Origin of the sequence: Terrabacter sp. C0L_2 (assembly GCF_036352015.1) — a bacterium.
GTDB lineage: Bacteria > Actinomycetota > Actinomycetes > Actinomycetales > Dermatophilaceae > Terrabacter > Terrabacter tumescens.
In genome coordinates this window covers 1,546,386-1,566,678 of sequence record NZ_CP143557.1, presented here as the reverse complement: position 1 = coordinate 1,566,678, position 20,293 = coordinate 1,546,386, and the positions used below count along the sequence as shown (strand labels likewise).

Below are 20,293 nucleotides of genomic sequence, written 5' to 3'. Positions count from 1 at the left end.
GTCAGGGTGGGCCGAGCTCTCGGTCGAGGCGGTGGATCTGGTTCTGGACGAGCGGCATGAGCGGTGAGCCGGGACCGAGCACCCGCGCCTGGGCCTGCCACATCTCGTAGTCGTCGGCCCCGGAGGCCGACCTCGTCCACGCCGACATCAGGTCGGCGCGGCCGCTGCCGAGCACGGCGCGACGCAGGTCGCCCTCGACGCTCTCACGCAGCCGCACCACCCCGGGCGCCACCGACCGCGGCAGCAGCGGGCCGCGATAGGCGCGCATCGCGCTCGCGACGTCACCTGCGGCCAGGTGCGCCTCGACGCCGAGCCAGTCACCGGAGAGCTCGGCGACGAGCCGGTAGGGCCTTGAGGCGAGCAGGTCCTCGCCGAGCAGACTGCGCAGCCGCCCCATCTCGACCCGGAGCGTCGAGGCGCTGCTGTCCTCCTCGTAGAGCAGGACGGCGAGCTCGTCCCCGGACAGGCCCCGAGGGGCCGACGCGAGCAGGAGCAGGATCTCGCTGTGCCGCGGGCTGAGCCGCACCGTCTGGCGGCGTCCGCGGCCGTCGTCGACGGTCAGCAGGGTGTCGTTGCGGCCGAGGGACTCCATGAGCACCGAGAGACCGCGCGCCGAGGTGGGCGAGGGCGCGGCCGCCCGGCCGTGCACGAGCAGCTCGCGGGCGAGCTCGGACTCGGCCATGCGGGCGGCGGCCCGGACCATCGCCATCGTCTGCGGCACGACGATGTCGTCGCCGCCGGTGATGTCGAGAACGCCGAGCACGCTCTGGTCGGACGGGTCGTGGATCGTCGTCGCGGCACAGCTCCACCGCTGCACCGAGCGCCGGAAGTGCTCGGCCCCGACGACGTTGACGGACTGGTCGAGCCGCAGCGCCATCCCGGGCGCGTTGGTGCCGGCGAGCCGCTCGTCCCAGTTGCTGCCCTCGACGAAGCCGATCGACTCGGCGCGCCGGAGCACGCTCGGGGTGCCGCACACCCAGAGCAGCTGGCCCGACGCGTCCGAGACGGCCATGACGGCGTCACAGTCGCGCGCGGCCTGGCCGAGCACGTCGTCGAGCAGCGGAAACACCCGCGCCAGCGGGTGCGCCTCACGGTGGTCGCGCAGGGCGTCGGCGGGCAGGGTGATCGGGGCGTCGACCGTGTCGACGTGCACGCCGGCGGCCGCCGAGCGCAGCCACGAGTCGGCGACATGGGCGCGGACCCCGCTGCTCTCGGACTCGGGGTGCGCGTCGACGGGCATGCGCCGATTGTGCACACACTCCGGCGCCCGGCGACAGGAGTACGACCTATCCCACAGGACGCACGGGGGGCGGGCTGGCCAGAGGGGTAGGACCGGGTTGGACAGAAGGGGTGGTCAACCGGCGGATTGAGGCGCACCATGAAGGAACCCGCCAGGAGCCTTTTTGGGAAAGTCCGAGGAGCGACGATGTCACGACGAGCCCCCTTCGTGCCCGACGGCGTGCCGGTGCTGTCACGCGGTCGCCACCGCAGCCCCCGCAAGGGCGCCTGCTTCATGGAGATGGCCTCGTTCCTGGCCGGTGAACGCTGGAGCGACCACCCGTCGTGCACGCACCCCGTCCTGGCCACCCTGGCCCGCTGCGTCAACGACATGCTCGACGAGACGCACCGCCAGCGGCTCGTGACGATGATCCCCGAGGTGGTCGGGCTCAACCCGGACGACCCGCGCGTCGCCACGGCGCTCGTGCTGACCGCCGCCCGCGCGGCCCTGCCCATCTCGGCCGAGGAGCGCCAGAACGTCATGGCTCTCGCGATCCTCAACGCCGAGGGCGTCCTCGCCGAGCAGGACGGCCGCTCCCCCGGTCAGCTGTCCGAGGCCTCTCGCAAGGCGCTCACGTCCTCACCGGCGGCCGAGCGGTGGGCCCGGATCCACTTGGCCCGCATGGGATTCAACGCTGCAGCCGTGCGACCGCCGATGGCGGCCAAGGTCGTCGCTCTCGCGGTCGACGGCATCGCCCGGGCCTGCGTCGACGACCCCGAGGACCGACTCGTGACGCTCCTGCGTGACGGCATCGACGTCGTCGCGGCCTTCGCGCCGCTCGCTCCGACCCCGGTCGCCTGGGTGTCCCCCGAGCCGACGTCGGCCACCCGCGCTGCCGACCCGAGCACCGACCGGCAGGCCCGCACCGTCGCCCGCTGAGCCTCCGCTCACCCGCCCCACTGCGCCACGCGGTGGCATCCTGATCCGATGCATGCCGCCCACGAGCCGTTCGAGACCGGCACCCTCGTCACCGGGGACGGGCACGAGGTCCACTGGGAGCGGTCGGGGCGCCCGGACGGCACGCCTCTTCTCGTGGTTCACGGCGGTCCGGGCTCGGGCGCCTCGCCGTGGTGGACGACGTTCTGCGACCCGCAGCGCTACCGCGTCGTGCTCGTCGACCAGCGCGGCGCCGGGCGCAGCCGCCCGCACGCCGGCGACACCCCGGAGGCACTGCGGCACAACACGACAGCCCACCTCGTCGCCGACTTCGAGCAGCTCCGTGAGCAGCTCGGCATCGACGCGTGGGTGCTTTTCGGCGGGTCCTGGGGCTCGACCCTCTCGCTGGCGTATGCCGTCCAGCACCCCGAGCGGGTCCGCGCGCTCGTGCTCTGGGCCGTGGTCACGACCCGTCGCCACGAGGTCGACTGGCTGACCCACACGATGGGCCAGGTCTACCCCGCCGAGTTCGACGCGCTGCTCGCGTCCCTACCTGCCGGCGCGGACCGGGGCAACGTGCCGCTGGCCGTCAACCGGCTGCTCCTGGACGACGACCCGGTCGTGGCCGACGCTGCGGCACGCGCTTGGTGCGCCTGGGAGGACCGCCTCGCGACGCTGGCCGGGGCGGTGCGCCCGAGCCCGCGCTACGCCGACCCGCGCTTCCGGCTCGGGTTCGCGAGGCTGGTGACGCACTACTTCGGGCACCACGCCTTTCTGGCCGGCGACGCCATCACGGGCCATCTCGACCGGATCGCGGAGATCCCGGCCGTGCTCGTGCGCGGCCGGCTCGACATCGCCTCCCCGCTGAGGGTCGCCCACGAGCTGGCGCAGGGCCTGCCGCTCGCCGAGCTGCACGTCGTCGAGGACGACCTGCACGGGCCCGGCATCGAGGGCGAGCGCCTCATAGCCGAAGCCCTCGACCGTTTCGCCGGGCCGGACCGCCGAGCCGACCGGGCGGGCTGACCGGGCGGGCTGACCGGGCGGGCCGACCGGGCGGCCCGAAACCGCGCCGGGCTGACCGGGCGCACGGACCGTGGGACCGCGGCACACGGCATACGCCAGTGGCCACGTCTGCGATCGGACGTGGCCACTGGAAGGTTCACCGCAGCAGCTGCGACGACGTCAGCGGGTCTCGCGGAAGTCGACGTGCTCGCGGGCGATCGGGTCGAACTTGCGCAGCACCATCCGGTCGGGCTGGGTGCGGCGGTTCTTGGTCGTCACGTAGCTGAAGCCGGTGCCGGCAGTCGAACGCAGGGTGACTACGGGGCGCAGGTCGGTGCGCTTGGCCATGGGGTGCTCCTTCGGTCTGGGTCTCGGGTCACGGACAGCCGCGACAGTAATGAGAACCATTATCGACACTCAGGCATTCCCGGCCGACCTGCGCCGCACGTCACCTCAGGCGAGGCCGGCGCTGGCCAGCCAGGTCTTGGCGACCGCGCTGGCGTCCTTCTTGTCGACGACGACCTGCTTGACCATGTCGGCCAGAGCGGACGTGTCGAGCTTGGCCGAGACCGCGTTGAGCACGTCCTTGACGCTGTCGGCCTTGTCGGAGCGCACGAGCGGCACGACGTTGTCGGAGCCGAAGAGGCTCTGCGGGTCCTCGAGCACGACGAAGCCGTTGGCCGCGATCGAGGGGTCGGTGCTGAAGATGTTGGCGGCCTTGACCTGGCCGTTCTTCAGCGCCTCGACGGTCGCCTGGCTCTGGAGCGGGCGGAACTCCTTGGGCGTGATGTTGTAGACCGACTTGAGCCCGAGGAGGCCCTGCTGGCGGGTCTTGAACTCGGGCGGGGCGCCGATGGTCAGGTCGGCCTGGTGCGCCGCGAGGTCGGGGATGGCCTTGAGCGACCACTCGTTTGCGGTCTCCTTGGTCACCGCGAGGGAGTTCTTGTCCTCGGCGGCCGACTTGTCGAGCACCGTGAGGCCCTGGGGGACGGCCTTCTGCAGGGCGGCGTAGACCTCGTCGGGCTGCACGACCTTGGCGTTCTTGTCGTAGAAGTTGAGCAGCGAGCCCGTGTACTCGGCGAGCACGTCGACCTCACCGCCCGTGATGGCCTTGAGGTAGGTCTCGCGGCTGCCGATGTTGAACTGGCGGGTGACCTTGGTGCCCTTGGCCTCGAGGGCCTGGGCGTAGATCTCGCCGAGCAGGGCGGCCTCGGGGAAGTCGGCGGAGCCGATCTTGACCGAGCCGGCGGCCGCGGTGGAGCCACCGGTCGAACCCGCTGCCGGGCTCGAGGCGGGGGCGAGCGGGTCGCCGCCGCCACCGCACGCGGCCAGAGGCACGACGGCGGCGAGCAGCAGGCCCGCGGCGAGGAAGCGCGTGCGTGTCATGTTCGGTCCCTTTCGGATGGGGTGCCCGTGGCGGCGGTCGCCTCCGCGGGGCCGGTGCTTCCGGGACCGACGAGTGCGGCCTGCCGCGGGTCGGTCTCCGGGCGGTCTGCACCGGCGGAGTCTGGGTCGGATGGGGCATCGTGGTGTCGTGCGCGTGAACGGGCAACACGCGTGGCCCGTCCGCTGATTCCCGGTGAGACGGCTCTCTTCTCGAGCAGGGCCAGGACACCGTCGGCGACGAGCGCAAGGACCGCGACGAGGATGGAGCCGCAGATCATCTGGACGTAGTCGCGCGAGGCGAGCCCGTCGATGAGGTAGCGGCCGAGACCCCCGAGGCTGACGGAGGCCGCGATCGTGGCCGTGGCGATGACCTGGAGCGTCGCGCTGCGCAGGCCGCTGAGGAAGAGCGGCAGCGCGCACGGCGCCTCGACCTTGGCCAGCACCTGCCAGCCGGTCATGCCCATTCCGCGCGCCGCGTCGCGGGCAGCCGGCTCGACGCTGTCGATGCCGGCATACGTGCCCGACAGGAGCGGTGGGATCGCGAGCAGCACGAGGACGGCGATGCTCGGGATGACGAAGGCGAGGTCGCTCTTGATGAGCGGCCCGACGAACATCGACACCGCGAAGAGCAGTCCGAGGGTCGGCACGGCGCGGGCGGCGTTGGCCCCGGTGACGAGCCAGCGCATCCGGCCGGAGTGGCCGACCCACGCCCCGAGCGGCACGGCGATGACGAGCGCGATGAGCAGCGTCAGGCCGGTGTAGAGCAGGTGCTCGAGCACGCGGCTCGGCACGCCGTCGGAGCCCTGCCAGTTGGCGGGGTCGGTGAACCAGGCCCAGACCTGCGAGAAGGTCATGCCGCCACCGCCCGGGTCCACGGGGTCAGCAGCCGGGAGGCGACCTGGATGACGAGGTCGAAGATCAGGGCCAGCACGAGGCACGCGATGATCCCGACCCACACCTCGGTCGGGAAGGTGCGCGCGTAGCCGTCGGTGAGGAAGTAGCCGAGCTGCGAGACGCCGATGAGCGAGGCGACGCTGACGATGCTGACGTTGCTGACCGCCGCCACCCGCAGACCGGCGGCGATGACCGGCACGGCGAGCGGGAGGTCGACGGCGCGGAACCGCGCGAACGGGCCGTAGCCCATGGCGATCGCCGCCTGCCGGGTCGAGGGGTCGACCGACGACAGGCCGTCGGCGACCGTGCGGGTCAGCAGGGCCACGGTGTAGACGGTCATCGCGACGATGACGTTGACGGGGTCGAGGATCTTTGTGCCCAGCAGCGGGGGCAGCAGGATGAAGAGGGCGAGCGAGGGGATCGTGTAGAGCAGGCCGGTCGTCGTCAGCAGCACCGCCCGCAGTCTCGGCTGCCGGGCGGCCAGCCAGCCCAGAGGCACGGCGATGACGAGCCCGAGGACGAGCGGCAGCCCGGCCAGCCAGGCGTGCTGCCCGGCGCGCGACACGATGTCACCGAGGTGGTCGAGGGCCCAGGTCACCGGGCGGTCGCCCCCTCGGCGGGGGCCGCGTCGCGGCGGGCCTCGATCGCGGGGATCACCTCGGCGGCCCGGATGGTGCCGACGAGCCGGCCGTCGTCGTCGGCCACGACGCCGCGTCCGCTCGGGGAGGACAGGGCGGCGTCGAGCAGCGCGCGCAGCGAGCCGCTGGTCGAGGCGACGGTGCCGCCCCGGTGCAGCAGGGTGCGGGTCACCTCGGACTCGACGGCCGCGGCGCGCACCCAGCCGAGCGGCTCCCCTGCGTCACCGACGCACAGCACCCACGGGGTGCCGACGGCGCGCACCTCGGCGGCGCCGGCTCCCAGGCGCACCGTGGGCTCGTCGGCGAGCGAGAGCTCAGGCGCGGCGGCGAAGGACAGCGCGCGGTAGCCGCGGTCGCGCCCGACGAACTCGGCGACGAAGTCGTCAACGGGGTCGGCGAGGAGCTTGGCGGGCGAGTCCAGCTGTGCGAGAACGCCGCCCACGCGCAGCACGGCGACCTGGTCACCGAGCTTGACGGCCTCGTCGATGTCGTGGGTGACGAAGAGGATCGTCTTGCCGAGCTCGGACTGCAGGCGCAGGAACTCGTTCTGGAGCTGCTCGCGCACGACGGGGTCGACCGCCGAGAAGGGCTCGTCCATGAGCATGACGGGCGGGTCGGCGGCGAGCGCCCGGGCGACCCCGACGCGCTGCTGCTGCCCACCGGACAGCTGCGCCGGGTAGCGCCTGGCCATCGCGGGGTCGAGGCCGACGCGCTCGATGAGCTCCATGGCGCGGGTGCGCGCCGTCTTCTTGTCGGTGCCGAGCAGACGCGGGACGGTCGTGACGTTGTCGAGGACCGTGCGGTGCGGGAAGAGGCCGGCGTGCTGGATGACGTAGCCGATGCCGCGGCGCAGCTCGGCGACGTCGAGCGAGGCGGTGTCCCGGCCGTCGATCGAGATCGTGCCGGACGTCGGGGTGATCATGCGGTTGACCATGCGCAGCGTCGTCGTCTTGCCGCAGCCCGAGGGCCCCACGAGGACGGTGATCTTGCCGGTCGGAGCCTCGAGGGTGAGGTCGTCGACGGCCACCGACCCCTGCTCCTCGTCGGTGCCGGACGCATCGGCGTATCGCTTGGTCACGCCCTCGAAGCGGATCATGCTCCTCAACGTACCCGCCTGCACCGACCGCGCCGCGGACGTCGAATCACGGTCAGATGTCGATGATGACCCCCCCGTCGTGCACGACGCGGGCCACGACGGCCCCGATCGGGCCCGAGCGAGGTTCACGCGAGCTGCCGAGCTCACGCGCGAAGGTCGCCTCGACGACCTCCGTCACGAGCGCCGTCCACAGGCGGGCGCGCACGAGCATGGCGTGGTCGGCGCGCGCGACACGGACGAGCGAGGCGTCGAGCCCGCGCACCTGCATCTGCTCGACCGCCGTGCGCGTGCGCGCGAGGGAGCAGATGACGTCGCGGTCGCCGTGGAGCAGGACGGTGCGGGTGCCCTCCCCCGGCTGCGGGTCCCCGGGCTCCACCCACGGCGCGAGCCCGACGACGAGGCGCACGTCGGGGTCGTCACCGACGTGCAGCGCCACGCGTCCGCCCATCGAGTGGCCGACGAGCGCGATGGGGACTCCGGGGTAGGCCGCCCGCACCTGCTCCAAGGCCCACCTCGCGTCTTCAACGGGCATCGCGTCGCCGTTCCAGCCACGGACGCGGAAGCGCAGCCGCGCCACCGCGAGCGGCCCGGGCACGCGCCTCAGCGCGCGGGCGAACGGCACGAGCCGGGCGACGTTGTGCGACCACGGACGGTTGGGCTCGTGACCCTCCACGGCGCCGCCGTGCATGACGAGCGCGACGGCGGTCGCCCCGGCGGGCCGAGCGTCCCAGACGAGGGACGCCAGCGGCAGCCCGGATCGGTCGTCCGTGGCGCTCACACCTGGGTGCGGTGGAAGTTGGCGAACGACCGGCTCGCCGTGGGACCGCGCTGGCCCTGGTAGTGGGAGCCGTACACGCCTGAGCCGTAAGGGTTCTCGGCGGGCGAGCTGAGACGGAAGAAGCAGAGCTGGCCGATCTTCATGCCCGGGTAGAGCATGATCGGGAGGGTCGCGACGTTGGACAGCTCGAGCGTCACGTGACCCGAGAAACCCGGGTCGACGAAGCCGGCCGTCGCGTGGGTCAGCAGCCCGAGGCGGCCGAGCGAGCTCTTGCCCTCGACGCGGGCGGCGAGGTCGTCGGGCAGCGTCACCGTCTCGAGCGTCGACCCGAGGACGAACTCACCCGGGTGCAGCACGAAGCCGTCCTCCTCGGGCGTGACCTCGACGAGGCGCGTCAGGTCGGGCTGCTCCGCGGCGGGGTCGATGTAGGGGTACTTGTGGTTGTCGAAGAGCCGGAAGAACTTGTCCAGGCGCACGTCGACGCTCGACGGCTGGACCATCTGCGGGTCCCACGGGTCGAGCACGACCCTCTCGGAGGCGATCTCGGCCCGGATGTCCTTGTCGGAGAGCAGCACGGGACGAGGCTATAACGCCGCACCGAATTCGCCCCGCGACTCCTGCCCTGCGGACGTCGTGGCGGCCTATCGTCACGTCATGGACCCCGCGACCCGCGACGACGACGCCCTGCTCCGCGACTTCCACACCGTGCTGCGACGGATCCTCGAGGAGCTGCCGGGCGGCGACCGCGGTCGGCGCCTCTCGGACGCCCTCCACGAGCACCTCGGGACCCCGCCGCACCTGCTCGCCGTCGTCGCGGCGCAGGTGCCGCCGCACCGGCTCGTCGACGCCGACATCGCGCTCTCGGAGGTCATGGCCGCGGACCCGGACGCGACGGTCATCGGGATCGCCGGCGACGCCCGCCACCACATGTCGCTCGGCGACCTCGTGCAGGGCATGGGCGGGCAGGGCATGTCGGTCGGCCAGGTCGACTACGACCGCATGCCGACCGGTCCGGGCAAGGACGACCAGCGCCAGGTCGTCACGTCCGGAATTCGGCTCTTCTCCTTCGACGGCCAGCCGGTCGCGGTGCGCCAGCAGGGCATGAACCGGCAGTTCGGCCGCGAGGTCGGCAGCATCGAGGTCGTGGCCCGCGACCGCCACCTCTCGGACGCCCTCATGGCCCGTGTGCAGCAGCTCATGGACGAGCGAAGCGTCATCCGCGGGCAGGTCGTGACGTTCGGCTCGGACCCGTACGGGCCGGGCCTCGCCGGGGTGACCTTCATCGAGCGGCCGACGGTCGACGCGGCTGCGGTCGTGCTGCCCGACGGCGTGCTCGACCGGGTCGCCCACCACGTCATCGGGATGGGCGAGCAGCGCGAGCGCCTCGTCGCCCACGGCCAGCACCTCAAGCGGGGCGTCCTGCTCTACGGCCCTCCCGGCACGGGCAAGACCCACACGGTGCGCCACCTGCTCTCGGCGACACCGGGCACGACGGCGGTCCTGCTGAGCGGTGGGTCGCTCCGGTTCATCCACGACGCCGCCAAGGTGGCGCGGGCGCACCAGCCGGCCATCGTCGTCCTCGAGGACTGCGACCTCGTCGCCGAGGACCGCTCGTTCGCGCCGATGGGCGCGTCGCCGCTGCTCTTCGAGGTGCTCGACGCGCTCGACGGCCTCGACTCCGACGCCGACGTCGCCTTCATCCTCACGACGAACCGGGTCGAGGACCTCGAGGTCGCGCTGTCCCAGCGTCCGGGCCGGGTCGACCTCGCCGCCGAGATCCCGCTGCCCGACGCCGAAGGACGTCGAGAGCTGCTCCGCCTCTACGGCGGTCACCTCTTCGGCGCGGAGGCCATCTCGGCCGCGGCGGCGCGGGCCGAGGGCACCACCGCGTCGTTCGCCAAGGAGCTGGTGCGGCGGGCGGTCCTGACCGCGGCCCTCGTCGACGAGCCACCGTCGGACGACCACCTCGGGCTCGCCCTCGACGAGCTGATGTCCGACGCTCAGCGACTCACCCGCAGCCTCCTCGGGGTGGGCTCGCGCGACGACGACGTCCTCTACGGCGCCCGACTCGGTATGCCGTCCGGCCGGGTCCCGCGGCCCGCTCGCTCCGTCGCGGTCTTCGGTCCGTCCACGGACGGCGGGATGACCGAGCCGGGCTGAGCGCGCGACCCTGGCACACGGCATACGCCCTCGGTGGCCGTCGGCCGCCCGTCAGCCGTCTGTCAGCCGGCGAAGGGGCGCACGGGCTGCCCCGGGACCGAGACGCGGACGCGGAAGAGCGCGCCGGCCTCGGGCTCGGGGTCATCGAGGTTCTCGCGGGACGTCGTGACGTAGAGGTCGCGCAGGTCGTCGCCGCCGAACGTGCACGCGGTCGTCAGGCGCACCGGGACGGCGACCTCCGCGAGCACCTCGCCCGCCGGCGAGAAGCAGCGCACGCGTCCGGCGCCGTTGAGGGCGACCCAGACGTTGCCCGCACTGTCGACCGTGAGGCCGTCGGGGTGGCCGACGTCGTGGGTGACGAACGGGCGGCGGTTGACCAGCTCGCCGTCGACGACGTCGAAGACGTCGGTGCGGCCGGTCGGGGTGTCGTCGTAGTAGGCCAGCCGGCCGTCCGGCGCCAGGTCGATGCCGTTGGAGATCGTCACGTCGGGCAGGACGACCGCGACGCAGCCCGCCGGGTCGACGCGGAAGAGCCGCGCGCTCCCGGGCACCCGGTCGTAGCCCATCGTGCCCGCCCACAGCCGTCCGAGGCCGTCGACGCCGCCCTCGTTCATCCGCACGGACGGGTCGTCCCAGAGGTCGAACCACGGAGTGGGTATGCCGTCCGCCTCGTCCGCGCGGGCCAGCCCGCGCTCGGTGGCGACCACCCAGCCGCCACCGGTGCGCGGTCGCACGAACGCGGCGACGTCGCCGACGTGCAGGCGGTCGACGGAGCCGTCGGCGCGGAGGGTGAGCACGTCGCCGGCGAGCATGTCGACCCAGCGCAGGCCGCCCCATTCGGGCGACCAGACGGGGCCCTCACCGTGGTAGCAGAGGGCGTCGGTGACCTGCTCGAGCTCGCCGGTCACGACCGGGACCTCCGGGATGGCCGACCCCATCAGTCCCACCACACGCCGACGTAGTGGTGCCCCTCGGGCACGGTCGGCCCGTCGACGAGCCAGTCGGCTCCGGCAGCCGGACCGCCGCTCGGCTGGGTGTCGGCGTCGATCGTCATCGCGTCGACCTCCTCCGGCTGCAGCGTCGTGATGACGGCCACCCCACTCGCATAAGGCCATTCGTCGTCCGGGAAGTCCTGGAACTCGAGCACGTCGAGCTCGACCCGCACGTCGTGGACCTCCGGGTGCTCACGCAGCTCGGCGAGCACGCGACGGATGGTCTCGAGGGGCATGTCCTCGGGCCGGTTCGGCGCGATGCACCACTCGCAGTCGTTGCCGTCGAAGAACTGCTCGAGAGTCACGGCGACCTGGGCGCTCGCCCCGCCGCGCTGGCGCACGTGGTCGACGAAGGCGGTCTGCTTGACGAGATCCATGACGGTTTCGAGCCCCTGGGGTCGCGGTCTGGCCACTGGCGCGGCGTCGGCTACACTGGCGCCGCGTGCCGCTCACCGGCTCCCTGTCGGGGGCTCCCGGCGGCCCGTGCGAGCGTAGCTCAATGGTAGAGCGCCAGCTTCCCAAGCTGGATACGCGGGTTCGATTCCCGTCGCTCGCTCCGACTCCTCACCGGTCCGGTGCGCGTGCGGCACGCCGCCTCAGGGCGAGCGCCACACCCACGCCAAGCGCGACGGCTCCTGCGCCGCCCGCGACGACCACCGGGACGGGAATACCGCCGTCCTGCTCGACCTCCTGCGCGGCGCGCGCGTCGGTCGGTGTCGCGGCGTCCGGATCCGGCGTGGGCGGCGTCGTCCCGGTCGTTGTGGTGGTGCCGGCGGAGGTCGACGGTGAGGCGCCGGTCGTCGGCGTCGCCGTTGGCGTGGGCGCAGGCGCCGAGGGCGTGGCGGCACGTCCGGTGCGGTCGAGCAGCGTGTGGTTGCGCCAGAGGTACTCGCGGATCGTCAGGCCGGACTCGTGCACCTTCGCGGCCACCTCGCGGCCGAGATAGCGGTAGTGCCAGGGCTCGTAGCGGAAGCAGGTGCGGTCGCTCCAGCGCGTGCCGCCCTTGCCCCGCGGGTAGCTGTTGACCCAGCCGTACCTCCAGGAGTTCTCCCGCATCCAGGCGCCGGCCGGCGTCCGGCCCCAGTCCCCCGGCAGCGGGCTGCCACCCCCGGCGCTCATGAAGTCGACGCCGAGGCCGAGCTGGTGCTCGGAGTGGCCGGGCCGCTGCGAGTAGGTGATCGCGCTGTCGAAGCCGTTCTGCCTCGTGTACATCGTGAAGAGCCCGACCTGCTCGCGGTAGCTGCGGTAGCCGCTCCAGATCGCGATCGGCGCGCCTGCCGCTGCGGCCGCCTTCGCCATGGCCCGGGTGTCGTCGGCGGCCACGGCACGGATGCGACCGCCGCCGCCGATCCCGGCCTCGCTCGACCGGACCAGGTCCGGCGGCACGTAGTCGGCCTCGACGCGCAGCAGCCGGTCCACGAGCGTCACCGACCAGTCGTCGTAGCCGCGAGGGACCGTGAGCACGTCGCCGGGGTCGCACGAGGGAAGTCGGCCGAGCGCCGACGCCGGCGGCGTCGCGACCGAGGGTCCGACGACCAGCGCCAGCGCGAGACCGACGGCACCGGCGGCACCGGCGACGACCCGTGGGCGGCGCGCAGCCGACCTGCGGCGGGCGTCGTCGGGGACGGCGGTCTGGGGCATTCGCGGAACCTCCGCCTTTGGGGTGGCTGGCGCCTAGGCTAGCCGCGTGGGGAGCATCGGGAGGGCCCGTTACGCGTCGATCGGCGTATGCGTGTTGCTCGCGGCCGCGTGCACGACCGGGAGCCCGCCGCCCGACGCAGGCACGGCCACGGGCACGACGTCGACGCCCGCCGGCTCGTCGGCCCCGCCGTCACCCGCGACCTCCACCCCTGCAGCGACGACGTCGACGACCCCGGCGACGACCTTCCCGCTCGCCGTCGTCACCGGTCTGACGAACCTCAAGGCGAACGTCTCCATTGCCGAGCTGCGTGACCTCGCCGGCAAGGGAACGCTCGTCGTGCCGTGCGGTGTGAAGCTGACCGCACCGGATCTTCCTGCGCCACAGGCGTCCTCGGCGTGCGTCCCTGCGGACAAGATCGCTGCGGCCCTCGTGGCCGGGCAGAAGCGCATCGCGCTGCTCCCACCCGGCCTCGTCGAGCCGGCGACCAAGGTGCTCTCGATCCGGGGCAAGGGCCCGTTCGGCATGTTCGGCCCCGACCTCTTCGGTGACGAGCAGGCGCGAGCGATGGACTATCCCGTCACGGCGACCACAGCGCCCGGCGGGCCGAGCCTCGACCCGCGCTGGACGGCATACGACTCCTCACAGGTCTGGACCATGACCAACCTCGGCAGCCTCTGCTCCGACCGCGGCGCGGCGACGCAGGTCGTCTCGCGGGGCCGGGGGTGGGACTGGGTCTTCGGGGGCGGTACCGCTCGCTACGCCGCGCCGGCGGTCGTCGACCCGCCGGACCACGAGCCCTACCGCTCGGTGCTGCCTGTCGACACGGGCAACGCCGGCGCCACACCCCAGGTCATCAAGCGGTCGGACGTCGCGATCGCCGACCACGAGTGCCCGGTGGTGCCCGACTCGACGTGGAAGCCACAGCTCGGCACCACGGCGGTCTTCAGCGTCCCCGAGGCGGTGCTGCCCCGCTGGCGCGACACCCTGGGGCTCGACGTCGTCTACCTCGCGGCCAACCACATGAGCGACAAGGGCGTAGCCGGCATCGAGTCGACGCTGCGCCTCATCGACAAGTACAAGATCCCGCGGACGGGCCTGGGCCGTGACCTCGACGAGGCCATCGAGCCGGCCTACGTGCAGGTCGCGGGGCTCAAGGTCGGCTTCGTGGCCGTCAACGACGTCGCCGGGGTGGCCAAGGCTGACGCCGACACCGCCGGCGTCCCGTGGATCACCGAGAGCAACATCCGCGAGGGCGTCCGCCGGGCCAAGGCGGCCGGCGCCGACCTCGTCATCTGCAACCCGCAGTGGTGGGGCGGCGCGGAGTACCACGACGACCTCTGGCCCGTGCAGAAGCGCCAGCTCGGCTGGTTCGACAAGGCGGGCTGCGACCACGTGATCGGGTCCGGCACCCACGTCGCCGGCCCCTTGCTCGTCCGCGGCCCGGCGGCCGACCCGAACGTCGTGCTCGTCAGTCCGGGCAACTACCTCTTCGGCCAGGGCTGGTGGCAGGAGACGCAGGAGGGGGTCATCCTCGACTTGTCCTTCCGCGGCAGGACCCTCGTCAACGTCCGGCTCCGGCCGACGGTGATGATCCGTCAGGCCCGGCCGGCCCTGCTCGACCCGCAGGGCGACGGACGCTACGTGCTGCAGCGGATGTGGAAGTACTCGACGACTCCCTCGGCACGCTAGCCACCGACTCCCGGGTGCCGGCGTGCCGAGGGGTCGCGGTGGTCAGCGGATGCGACCGGCCACCCATCTCGTCGTCCAGAGCTTCGAGAGCTGGACGCGCTGCCCGGGCCGCGGCGAGTGCCACACCTTGCCGGCGCCGGCGTAGATGCCGACGTGGTAGGCGCGACCGCCGGACATGAAGAAGACGAGGTCACCGGGACGCATGCTCGACTTCGCGATGCGAATCGTCTTGAGGCGCTGGGCATTTGCCGTGCGCGGCAGTGAGACGTTGAGCCTCTTCTTGTAGACGTAGTAGACGAGTCCGGAGCAGTCGAAGGACGATGGCCCCGCACCGCCCCAGCGATAGGGCTTGCCCTTCTGTGCGGCCGCGATCCTGACGGCCTTGAGACCGCGCGGGATGGCGATGGACGCCGGGGTGACGTAGGCGACGGACGTCGTCCTGACCTCGACCGGCGCTCGGGTTGCGGGGGCCGAGGCGGCCGGTGCTACCGGGGCGCTCGGCGCGGAGGCTGTGGGAGCGGGCGAGGTGCCGACGGTCCCGACCAGCAGTGCTGCGGTCACGAGTGGTGCGATGGTCAATGACTGCAAGGAAATTCGGCGTGCAGAGGTAGAAGTGGACATGGCGGGTCCTTCCCACGCCTGTGAGGTGAGCTGTCGGGTTCGGGCGGAAGTTGCCCGGCCGCAGATGCGGCTTCACCCCGAGGACTGGCAGGCCGGTCCGAAGGTGGGTCCCCCACTCCTGTCCGTTTTTCCTTGACTGCCCCACCGGTGGACAGGACTCGGCGTCCGGCGGGCCGTCCGGGGAAGACCCCGGACGATGAACATTCATCGAATGTGACAGAGAAGGTCACGAAAGCATCGCGTCCGGGCAAATTCTGGCAAGAGTTGCCACCTCAAAGACCGCCGAACCGGGCAGATGGATAGGCCGAGCGGACCCTCCGCACTCGAGTCGCTCGGTCACAGCGCCATGTGCGCCTGGGGCGAGGTCGCGTTCGCACGGGTTCGTAGGGACGGCGCGTCGCATTTGGACGTCGGGCCCTGTCTGTTGCTACGGTTGGCGACGCCTCGCAGGCGTAGTTCAGTAGCAGAACAACCTTCTTCCAGAAGGAAGACGTACGTGCAATTCGTGCCGCCTGCTCCAGTCCAGAAGGGCCCGGTCACCGCGACCGGGCCCTTCTGTTGTCCTCGCCCGGACGACAGCCGGCCACAACCTGACTCCACGGACGACCCCGACCGGCCACCCGGCATACGCCATCGGTGCGGGCCGCAGCCCCTCGTGGCCCAACTGTGACCCCTCCCTCTTGCGGTCGTTACCGGTCAGTAGCATCATGGAAGTGACCGGCCAGTAACTTGGCGCGCCCGCCGACGACAGCGCGGACGCACGACGAGCGACAGAACGCGGAGGGTCCCGAAGATGGGCCACTACAAGAGCAACGTGCGCGACCTCGAGTTCAACCTGTTCGAGGTCTTCAACCGCCAGGACGTCCTCGGAGAGGGCATCTATGCCGACGTCGACGTCGACGCGGCCAAGGACATCCTCCGCGAGGTCTCGCGCCTCGCCGAGAACGAGCTGGCCGACAGCCTGCTCGACAGCGACCGCAACCCGCCGGTCTACGACCCGGCCAGCCAGACCGTGACGATGCCCGAGTCGTTCAAGCGCTCGTTCAAGGCCTACGTCGACGGCGACTGGGGCAACCTCGACGTCCCGGCCGAGCTCGGCGGGATGGTCGTCCCGGCCTCGCTGCGCTGGTCCGTCGCCGAGATGGTCTGCGGCGCCAACCCGGCCGTGCACATGTTCACGGCGAGCTACTCCTTCGCCAACCTGCTCTGGCACCTCGGCAACGACGACCAGAAGAAGCTGGCCAAGCACATCGTCGACAAGGCCTGGCACACCACGATGGTGCTGACCGAGCCCGACGCGGGCTCCGACGTCGGCGCCGGCCGCACCAAGGCCGTCCAGCAGCCCGACGGCACGTGGCACATCACGGGCGTCAAGCGCTTCATCACCTCGGCCGAGTCCGACATGGTCGACAACGTCGTCCACTTCGTCCTCGCCCGCCCCGAGGGCGCCGGCCCCGGCACCAAGGGCCTCAGCCTCTTCATCGTCCCGAAGTTCCACGTCGACCTCGAGACCGGTGAGCTGGGCGAGCGCAACGGTGCCCACGTCACCAACGTCGAGCACAAGATGGGCCTCAAGGTCAGCACGACGTGCGAGGTCACCTTCGGCGAGCACGAGCCCGCCGTCGGCACCCTCCTCGGCGACGTCCACGACGGCATCGCCCAGATGTTCAAGGTCATCGAGAACGCGCGGATGTTCGTCGGCACCAAGGCGATCGCCACGCTCTCCACCGGCTACCTCAACGCGCTCGAGTACGCCAAGGAGCGCGTCCAGGGCGCCGACCTCACGCAGATGACCGACAAGGCCGCGCCGCGCGTCACCATCACGCACCACCCCGACGTGCGCCGCTCGCTCATGCTCCAGAAGGCGTACGCCGAGGGCCTGCGCGCGCTCGTGCTCTACACCGCGAGCCAGCAGGACGCCGTGAGCCAGGCGCAGGCCGGCAACCCGGCGGCGCCGCTCGAGAAGGGCTCCGACGCGGCCCTCGCCAACAAGATCAGCGACCTCATGCTGCCGCTCGTCAAGGGCCTCGGCTCCGAGCGCGCCTGGGTGCTGCTCGGCACGGAGTCGCTGCAGACGTACGGCGGTTCGGGCTTCCTGCAGGACTACCCGATCGAGCAGTACGTCCGCGACGCGAAGATCGACACGCTCTACGAGGGCACCACCGCCATCCAGGGCCTCGACTTCTTCTTCCGCAAGATCGTCCGCGACAAGGGCCAGGCCCTGCAGCACGTCGCCGGCCAGATCCAGGAGTTCGCCAAGGACCTCGGCGGCTCGCTCGACACCGAGCGCGAGCTGCTCGGCAAGGCGCTCGAGGACATCCAGGGCATCGTCGGCCACATGATCGGCGACCTCATGAAGAGCGACCCGCGCATGGGTGGCGACGCCGCCAACCTCTACAAGGTCGGCCAGAACACGACGCGGCTGCTCCTGTCCGCCGGTGACCTCGTCGTCGGCTGGCTGCTGCTGCGCCAGGCCGAGGTCGCCCAGAAGGCCCTCGACGGCGGCGCCGCCGGCAAGGACGCCGACTTCTACCGCGGCAAGGTGGCGGCGGCGTCGTTCTACGCCAAGAACGTCCTGCCGAAGATCGCCGCGGAGCGCGCGATCGCCGAGGCCACCGACAACGACCTCATGGACGTGCCCGAGTCGGCCTTCTGAGCCACCCCTCACGACGAGGCGCCCTCCCCACCTCGGGGACGGGCGCCTCCTCGTTCTCAGCGGTCCTCGTCGACCTCGCGACGATCGCGTATGCCGTCAGGCCAGCGAGCGCTGGTAGGCGGGGTTGCGCTCGACGACGCGGAAGCCGAGGTCCTCGTTGATCGAGACCATCCACGAGTTCGTGTCGTCGTTGGTCGTGATGACCCGCGAGCGCTCGGGGTGGTCGGCCTGCAGGCGCCGGAGGTTCTCGACCTTGACCGCCATGCCGAGGCGCCGGCCCCGATGCGCCTTGTGCACCAAGGTCCCCCACTGCCACGCGACCGACGGCGCACCCGCCGGCAGCATCAGGTCGGTGTAGGCGACGACGTCGCCGCTGGCCTCGTGGACGGCCACCGTCGTGACCCTGGTGCGCCCCTGACGGCGGAAGAGCTCGAGGTGCTCCTCGTAGCGTGCGGGCGTGAGGCTCTCCTCCTCGAACTCGATGTCGCCGGTGGGTGCGTCGACGCCGAGCTGGTTCATCACGGCGCACAGGGACGGCTGGAGCGCGGCCGGGACGCCGCCGACATGGGTCTCGAGCCGGTAGCCGCCCTCCCAACGGGTGCGGGCGTGCTCGGCGTGGCGGGCGAGCAGGTCGTCGTCGACGGGCAGCTCGAGGTGGCGGGTGATCTCGGTGTTGCTGAGGCGGAAGCCGTGCTTCTCCGCGAAACGGCCGTAGGGGTGGCCGTCGTCGCCGGCCGGGACGATGCAGTCGGTGACGAGGGTGGGTCGGCCGACCTCCGTGGCCCGGCCGACGATGCGCTCCACGAGGGCCGAGCCGGCGCCGCGCCGGCGGTGGGCAGCGTCGACCTGGACGTCGTGCCACACCATCGAGGTGTTGTCCTCCATCGGCAGCCAGATGGTGGCGACGCCCACGAGGCTGTCGCCGTCCCACGCTCCCCACATCTCCATCGGCTCGGACTTGTCGACGTGCCGCCACTCGACGAGCGTCTCTGCCAGTGAAGGCGGTTCGTTCCACGGCCGCTCGTGGTTCTTGCTGGCGACGATGACGTCGTAGGCCCGGGTGCAGACCGCGTCGTCGTCCACGTCGATGAGTCTCGTCTCCATGGCTCGACCGTACGGTCCCGGGAGGTCTCCGAGCCATCGACTTTGCCCCGGTCGGGAGCGAGGCGTCAGAGGCGGGCGGTGGGGGTGGGTCGGGGCCGGGTCGCGCGCAGGAGCAGCAGCCCGAGGGCCAGGACGGCGAAGCCGACGATCGGGGTGACGTCGCCGACGAGGAAGAAGACCGGCCGGTTGCCGAGCACGTCGACCCCGACGATGGAGACGATGAGGATGCCGAAGAAGAGCACCGCGGCGGACACGGCGGCCACGGGGTCGACCCAGCCCCGCTGCTCGTCGCCGAGCCCGGCCGGACCCGCCCCACGCGCGCCATGGTCGAAGCGCACGAAGACCGCGACGAACGCGGCCGTCACCGCCGCCAGCACCGCGAAGAGCACCGGACGCGTCAGCCACCAGGCCCACGACGCGACAGCCGGCTGCTCGATGCCGAGCGCGCGGATCGTCAGGAGCACCGTCATCAGCGCGGTGAGGTGCCACAAGAAGGCGGTCATGGCGAAGGGGCCGGCCAGCACGACGACCCGCCAGGCCCGCGGCCGGGCGAGGACCCGAGTCATGACGGGCCGCACCACGACGGCCAGGCCGCAGATCCCGATGCCCTGCGCGAGCAGCGCCGCCGTCGGTGGCGCCATGTTGGAGACGGCCTCGCCGGGCAGGCCCACCATCGACGTCGGGTAGGGGCCGACCGTGATGGCCAGACCCATCGCGGCGAAGCCCACGACGGCCATCACCCAGCCACGCCCGGTCGTGAGCAACCCGTCACGCCAGGCGAACCCGAGCTGGTGCAGCGCCAGCCACACGAGCGCGAAGTTGAGGTTGCCGACGAGCTCGGGCCCGCCGCCGAAGCGCACCGCGTCGACGAGGCACGCCAGCGCGACGAGCACGACGACGACGCGAAGTCCCCACCGCCGGTGCAGGTTTCGCATGAGCGGCGCGAACGCGCAGGCGCCGAGGTAGATCCCGACGAACCACAGCAGCTGCGGCACCATGACGAGCGCATCTCGGGCCAGGCGGCCGGTTTCGCCGGGCCTCGACGTCAGGCCCGTGAGGTCGGCGACGACACCCAGGAGCACGTAGACCGCGAGGAAGGCGAGGGTGGGGCGCAGGAGGCGAGCGGCCCGCGCGCGGAAGAACGCGGCATACCTCCCCGTGGCTGCCGGATGGCGGCGCTCGAGCGACTCGAGCGTGTGCGCGTGGGCAACGCCACCGACGAGGAAGAAGAGCGGCATGACCTGCAGGACCCAGGTCAGCGGCTGGAGCGACGGCACGACGGCGAGCGCGTTGGTGATCTGCCCGTCCGGCGTGAGCGCGACCATGAGCCAGTGCCCGAGGATGACCACGAGGAGCGAGCCCACCCGGAGCGTGTCGACCCAGCGGTCGCGGTCGGGCGGGGTCGCCGCGTCGATGGCCGACGCCGTGCGCGGCGTTGCGTCAGGGCGGGTCCGGCTCACATCTCATCGAAGCACGAACG

Annotated in this window: 19 protein-coding genes, 2 tRNA genes and 1 riboswitch; of the genes, 7 read left to right on the top strand and 14 right to left on the bottom strand. The window is 72.0% G+C overall.

Translation table 11 applies throughout. The annotated features are described in order from the left end of the window. Position 1 precedes the first annotated feature (1 nt). Entirely contained in the window at positions 2-1,240 is a 1,239-nt protein-coding gene (locus tag U5C87_RS07335; RefSeq protein ID WP_330475956.1) for a helix-turn-helix domain-containing protein, read from the bottom strand. Positions 1,241-1,426: 186 nt separating this feature from the next. On the opposite strand from U5C87_RS07335, the gene U5C87_RS07330 reads away from it, so the two are divergent. Both U5C87_RS07330 and pip read left to right on the top strand, forming a co-directional pair. After that, a complete protein-coding gene (locus U5C87_RS07330) occupies positions 1,427-2,158 on the top strand; it encodes a hypothetical protein (RefSeq protein WP_330475955.1) in 732 nt (243 codons plus the stop codon). Positions 2,159-2,206: 48 nt separating this feature from the next. Next, positions 2,207-3,178, top strand: coding sequence for a prolyl aminopeptidase (pip, locus tag U5C87_RS07325; RefSeq protein WP_330475954.1), 972 nt, complete (start codon positions 2,207-2,209; stop codon positions 3,176-3,178). A 159-nt stretch (positions 3,179-3,337) separates the two neighbouring features. Here the strand turns inward: pip and rpmG are convergent, their stop codons facing one another. The 7 genes from rpmG to dcd form a co-directional block, all read right to left on the bottom strand. Then, positions 3,338-3,505: a 50S ribosomal protein L33 gene (rpmG, locus tag U5C87_RS07320; protein ID WP_030200825.1), complete on the bottom strand. Its 168-nt coding sequence runs from the start codon at positions 3,503-3,505 to the stop codon at positions 3,338-3,340. Positions 3,506-3,610: 105 nt separating this feature from the next. Beyond that, complete coding sequence (locus U5C87_RS07315; RefSeq protein WP_330475953.1) at positions 3,611-4,543, bottom strand: ABC transporter substrate-binding protein; 933 nt, start codon at positions 4,541-4,543, stop codon at positions 3,611-3,613. Beyond that, complete coding sequence (locus U5C87_RS07310) at positions 4,540-5,397, bottom strand: ABC transporter permease (protein WP_330475952.1); 858 nt, start codon at positions 5,395-5,397, stop codon at positions 4,540-4,542. Before U5C87_RS07310 ends, U5C87_RS07315 begins: the two co-directional genes overlap by 4 nt. Continuing rightward, positions 5,394-6,035: an ABC transporter permease gene (locus U5C87_RS07305; protein ID WP_330475951.1), complete on the bottom strand. Its 642-nt coding sequence runs from the start codon at positions 6,033-6,035 to the stop codon at positions 5,394-5,396. The genes U5C87_RS07310 and U5C87_RS07305 overlap by 4 nt, the downstream gene beginning before the upstream one ends. After that, complete coding sequence (locus U5C87_RS07300; protein WP_330475950.1) at positions 6,032-7,171, bottom strand: ABC transporter ATP-binding protein; 1,140 nt, start codon at positions 7,169-7,171, stop codon at positions 6,032-6,034. The genes U5C87_RS07305 and U5C87_RS07300 overlap by 4 nt, the downstream gene beginning before the upstream one ends. A 52-nt stretch (positions 7,172-7,223) precedes the next feature. Beyond that, positions 7,224-7,949, bottom strand: coding sequence for an alpha/beta fold hydrolase (locus U5C87_RS07295; RefSeq protein WP_330475949.1), 726 nt, complete (start codon positions 7,947-7,949; stop codon positions 7,224-7,226). Continuing rightward, positions 7,946-8,524: a dCTP deaminase gene (dcd, locus tag U5C87_RS07290; protein ID WP_030200807.1), complete on the bottom strand. Its 579-nt coding sequence runs from the start codon at positions 8,522-8,524 to the stop codon at positions 7,946-7,948. The genes U5C87_RS07295 and dcd overlap by 4 nt, the downstream gene beginning before the upstream one ends. Positions 8,525-8,603: 79 nt before the next feature. On the opposite strand from dcd, the gene U5C87_RS07285 reads away from it, so the two are divergent. Continuing rightward, a complete protein-coding gene (locus U5C87_RS07285; protein ID WP_330475948.1) occupies positions 8,604-10,109 on the top strand; it encodes an ATP-binding protein in 1,506 nt (501 codons plus the stop codon). Between the two features lie 62 nt (positions 10,110-10,171). On the opposite strand, the gene U5C87_RS07280 is transcribed toward U5C87_RS07285, so the two are convergent. Together U5C87_RS07280 and U5C87_RS07275 are read right to left on the bottom strand one after the other, a co-directional pair. Beyond that, entirely contained in the window at positions 10,172-11,047 is an 876-nt protein-coding gene (locus tag U5C87_RS07280; RefSeq protein WP_330475947.1) for an SMP-30/gluconolactonase/LRE family protein, read from the bottom strand. After that, a complete protein-coding gene (locus U5C87_RS07275) occupies positions 11,047-11,478 on the bottom strand; it encodes a hypothetical protein (protein ID WP_330475946.1) in 432 nt (143 codons plus the stop codon). Before U5C87_RS07275 ends, U5C87_RS07280 begins: the two co-directional genes overlap by 1 nt. Positions 11,479-11,586: 108 nt before the next feature. Here U5C87_RS07275 and U5C87_RS07270 point away from each other — a divergent pair. Continuing rightward, positions 11,587-11,657, top strand: a tRNA-Gly gene (locus U5C87_RS07270). An 8-nt stretch (positions 11,658-11,665) separates the two neighbouring features. Here the strand turns inward: U5C87_RS07270 and U5C87_RS07265 are convergent. After that, entirely contained in the window at positions 11,666-12,742 is a 1,077-nt protein-coding gene (locus tag U5C87_RS07265) for a M15 family metallopeptidase (protein ID WP_330475945.1), read from the bottom strand. Positions 12,743-12,788: 46 nt separating this feature from the next. Between U5C87_RS07265 and U5C87_RS07260 the strand changes: the two genes are divergently transcribed. Further along, positions 12,789-14,432 carry a CapA family protein gene (locus U5C87_RS07260; protein WP_330475944.1) on the top strand — a complete coding sequence of 548 codons (1,644 nt, stop codon included), beginning with the start codon at positions 12,789-12,791 and terminating at the stop codon, positions 14,430-14,432. Between the two features lie 42 nt (positions 14,433-14,474). Here the strand turns inward: U5C87_RS07260 and U5C87_RS07255 are convergent, their stop codons facing one another. Beyond that, complete coding sequence (locus tag U5C87_RS07255) at positions 14,475-14,993, bottom strand: C40 family peptidase (RefSeq protein WP_330475943.1); 519 nt, start codon at positions 14,991-14,993, stop codon at positions 14,475-14,477. A 66-nt stretch (positions 14,994-15,059) separates the two neighbouring features. After that, a riboswitch (cyclic di-AMP (ydaO/yuaA leader) is annotated at positions 15,060-15,217 on the bottom strand. Between the two features lie 282 nt (positions 15,218-15,499). Here U5C87_RS07255 and U5C87_RS07250 point away from each other — a divergent pair. Further along, positions 15,500-15,573: transfer RNA gene (locus U5C87_RS07250), tRNA-Gly, on the top strand. 273 nt (positions 15,574-15,846) lie between these two features. After that, positions 15,847-17,709, top strand: coding sequence for an acyl-CoA dehydrogenase (locus U5C87_RS07245; protein ID WP_330475942.1), 1,863 nt, complete (start codon positions 15,847-15,849; stop codon positions 17,707-17,709). 96 nt (positions 17,710-17,805) lie between these two features. On the opposite strand, the gene U5C87_RS07240 is transcribed toward U5C87_RS07245, so the two are convergent. Both U5C87_RS07240 and U5C87_RS07235 read right to left on the bottom strand, forming a co-directional pair. Further along, positions 17,806-18,813, bottom strand: a complete 1,008-nt coding sequence (locus U5C87_RS07240; RefSeq protein WP_330475941.1) for a GNAT family N-acetyltransferase — start codon at positions 18,811-18,813, stop codon at positions 17,806-17,808. A 65-nt stretch (positions 18,814-18,878) separates the two neighbouring features. Beyond that, a complete protein-coding gene (locus U5C87_RS07235) occupies positions 18,879-20,273 on the bottom strand; it encodes an acyltransferase family protein (protein ID WP_330475940.1) in 1,395 nt (464 codons plus the stop codon). Positions 20,274-20,293: the final 20 nt, after the last annotated feature.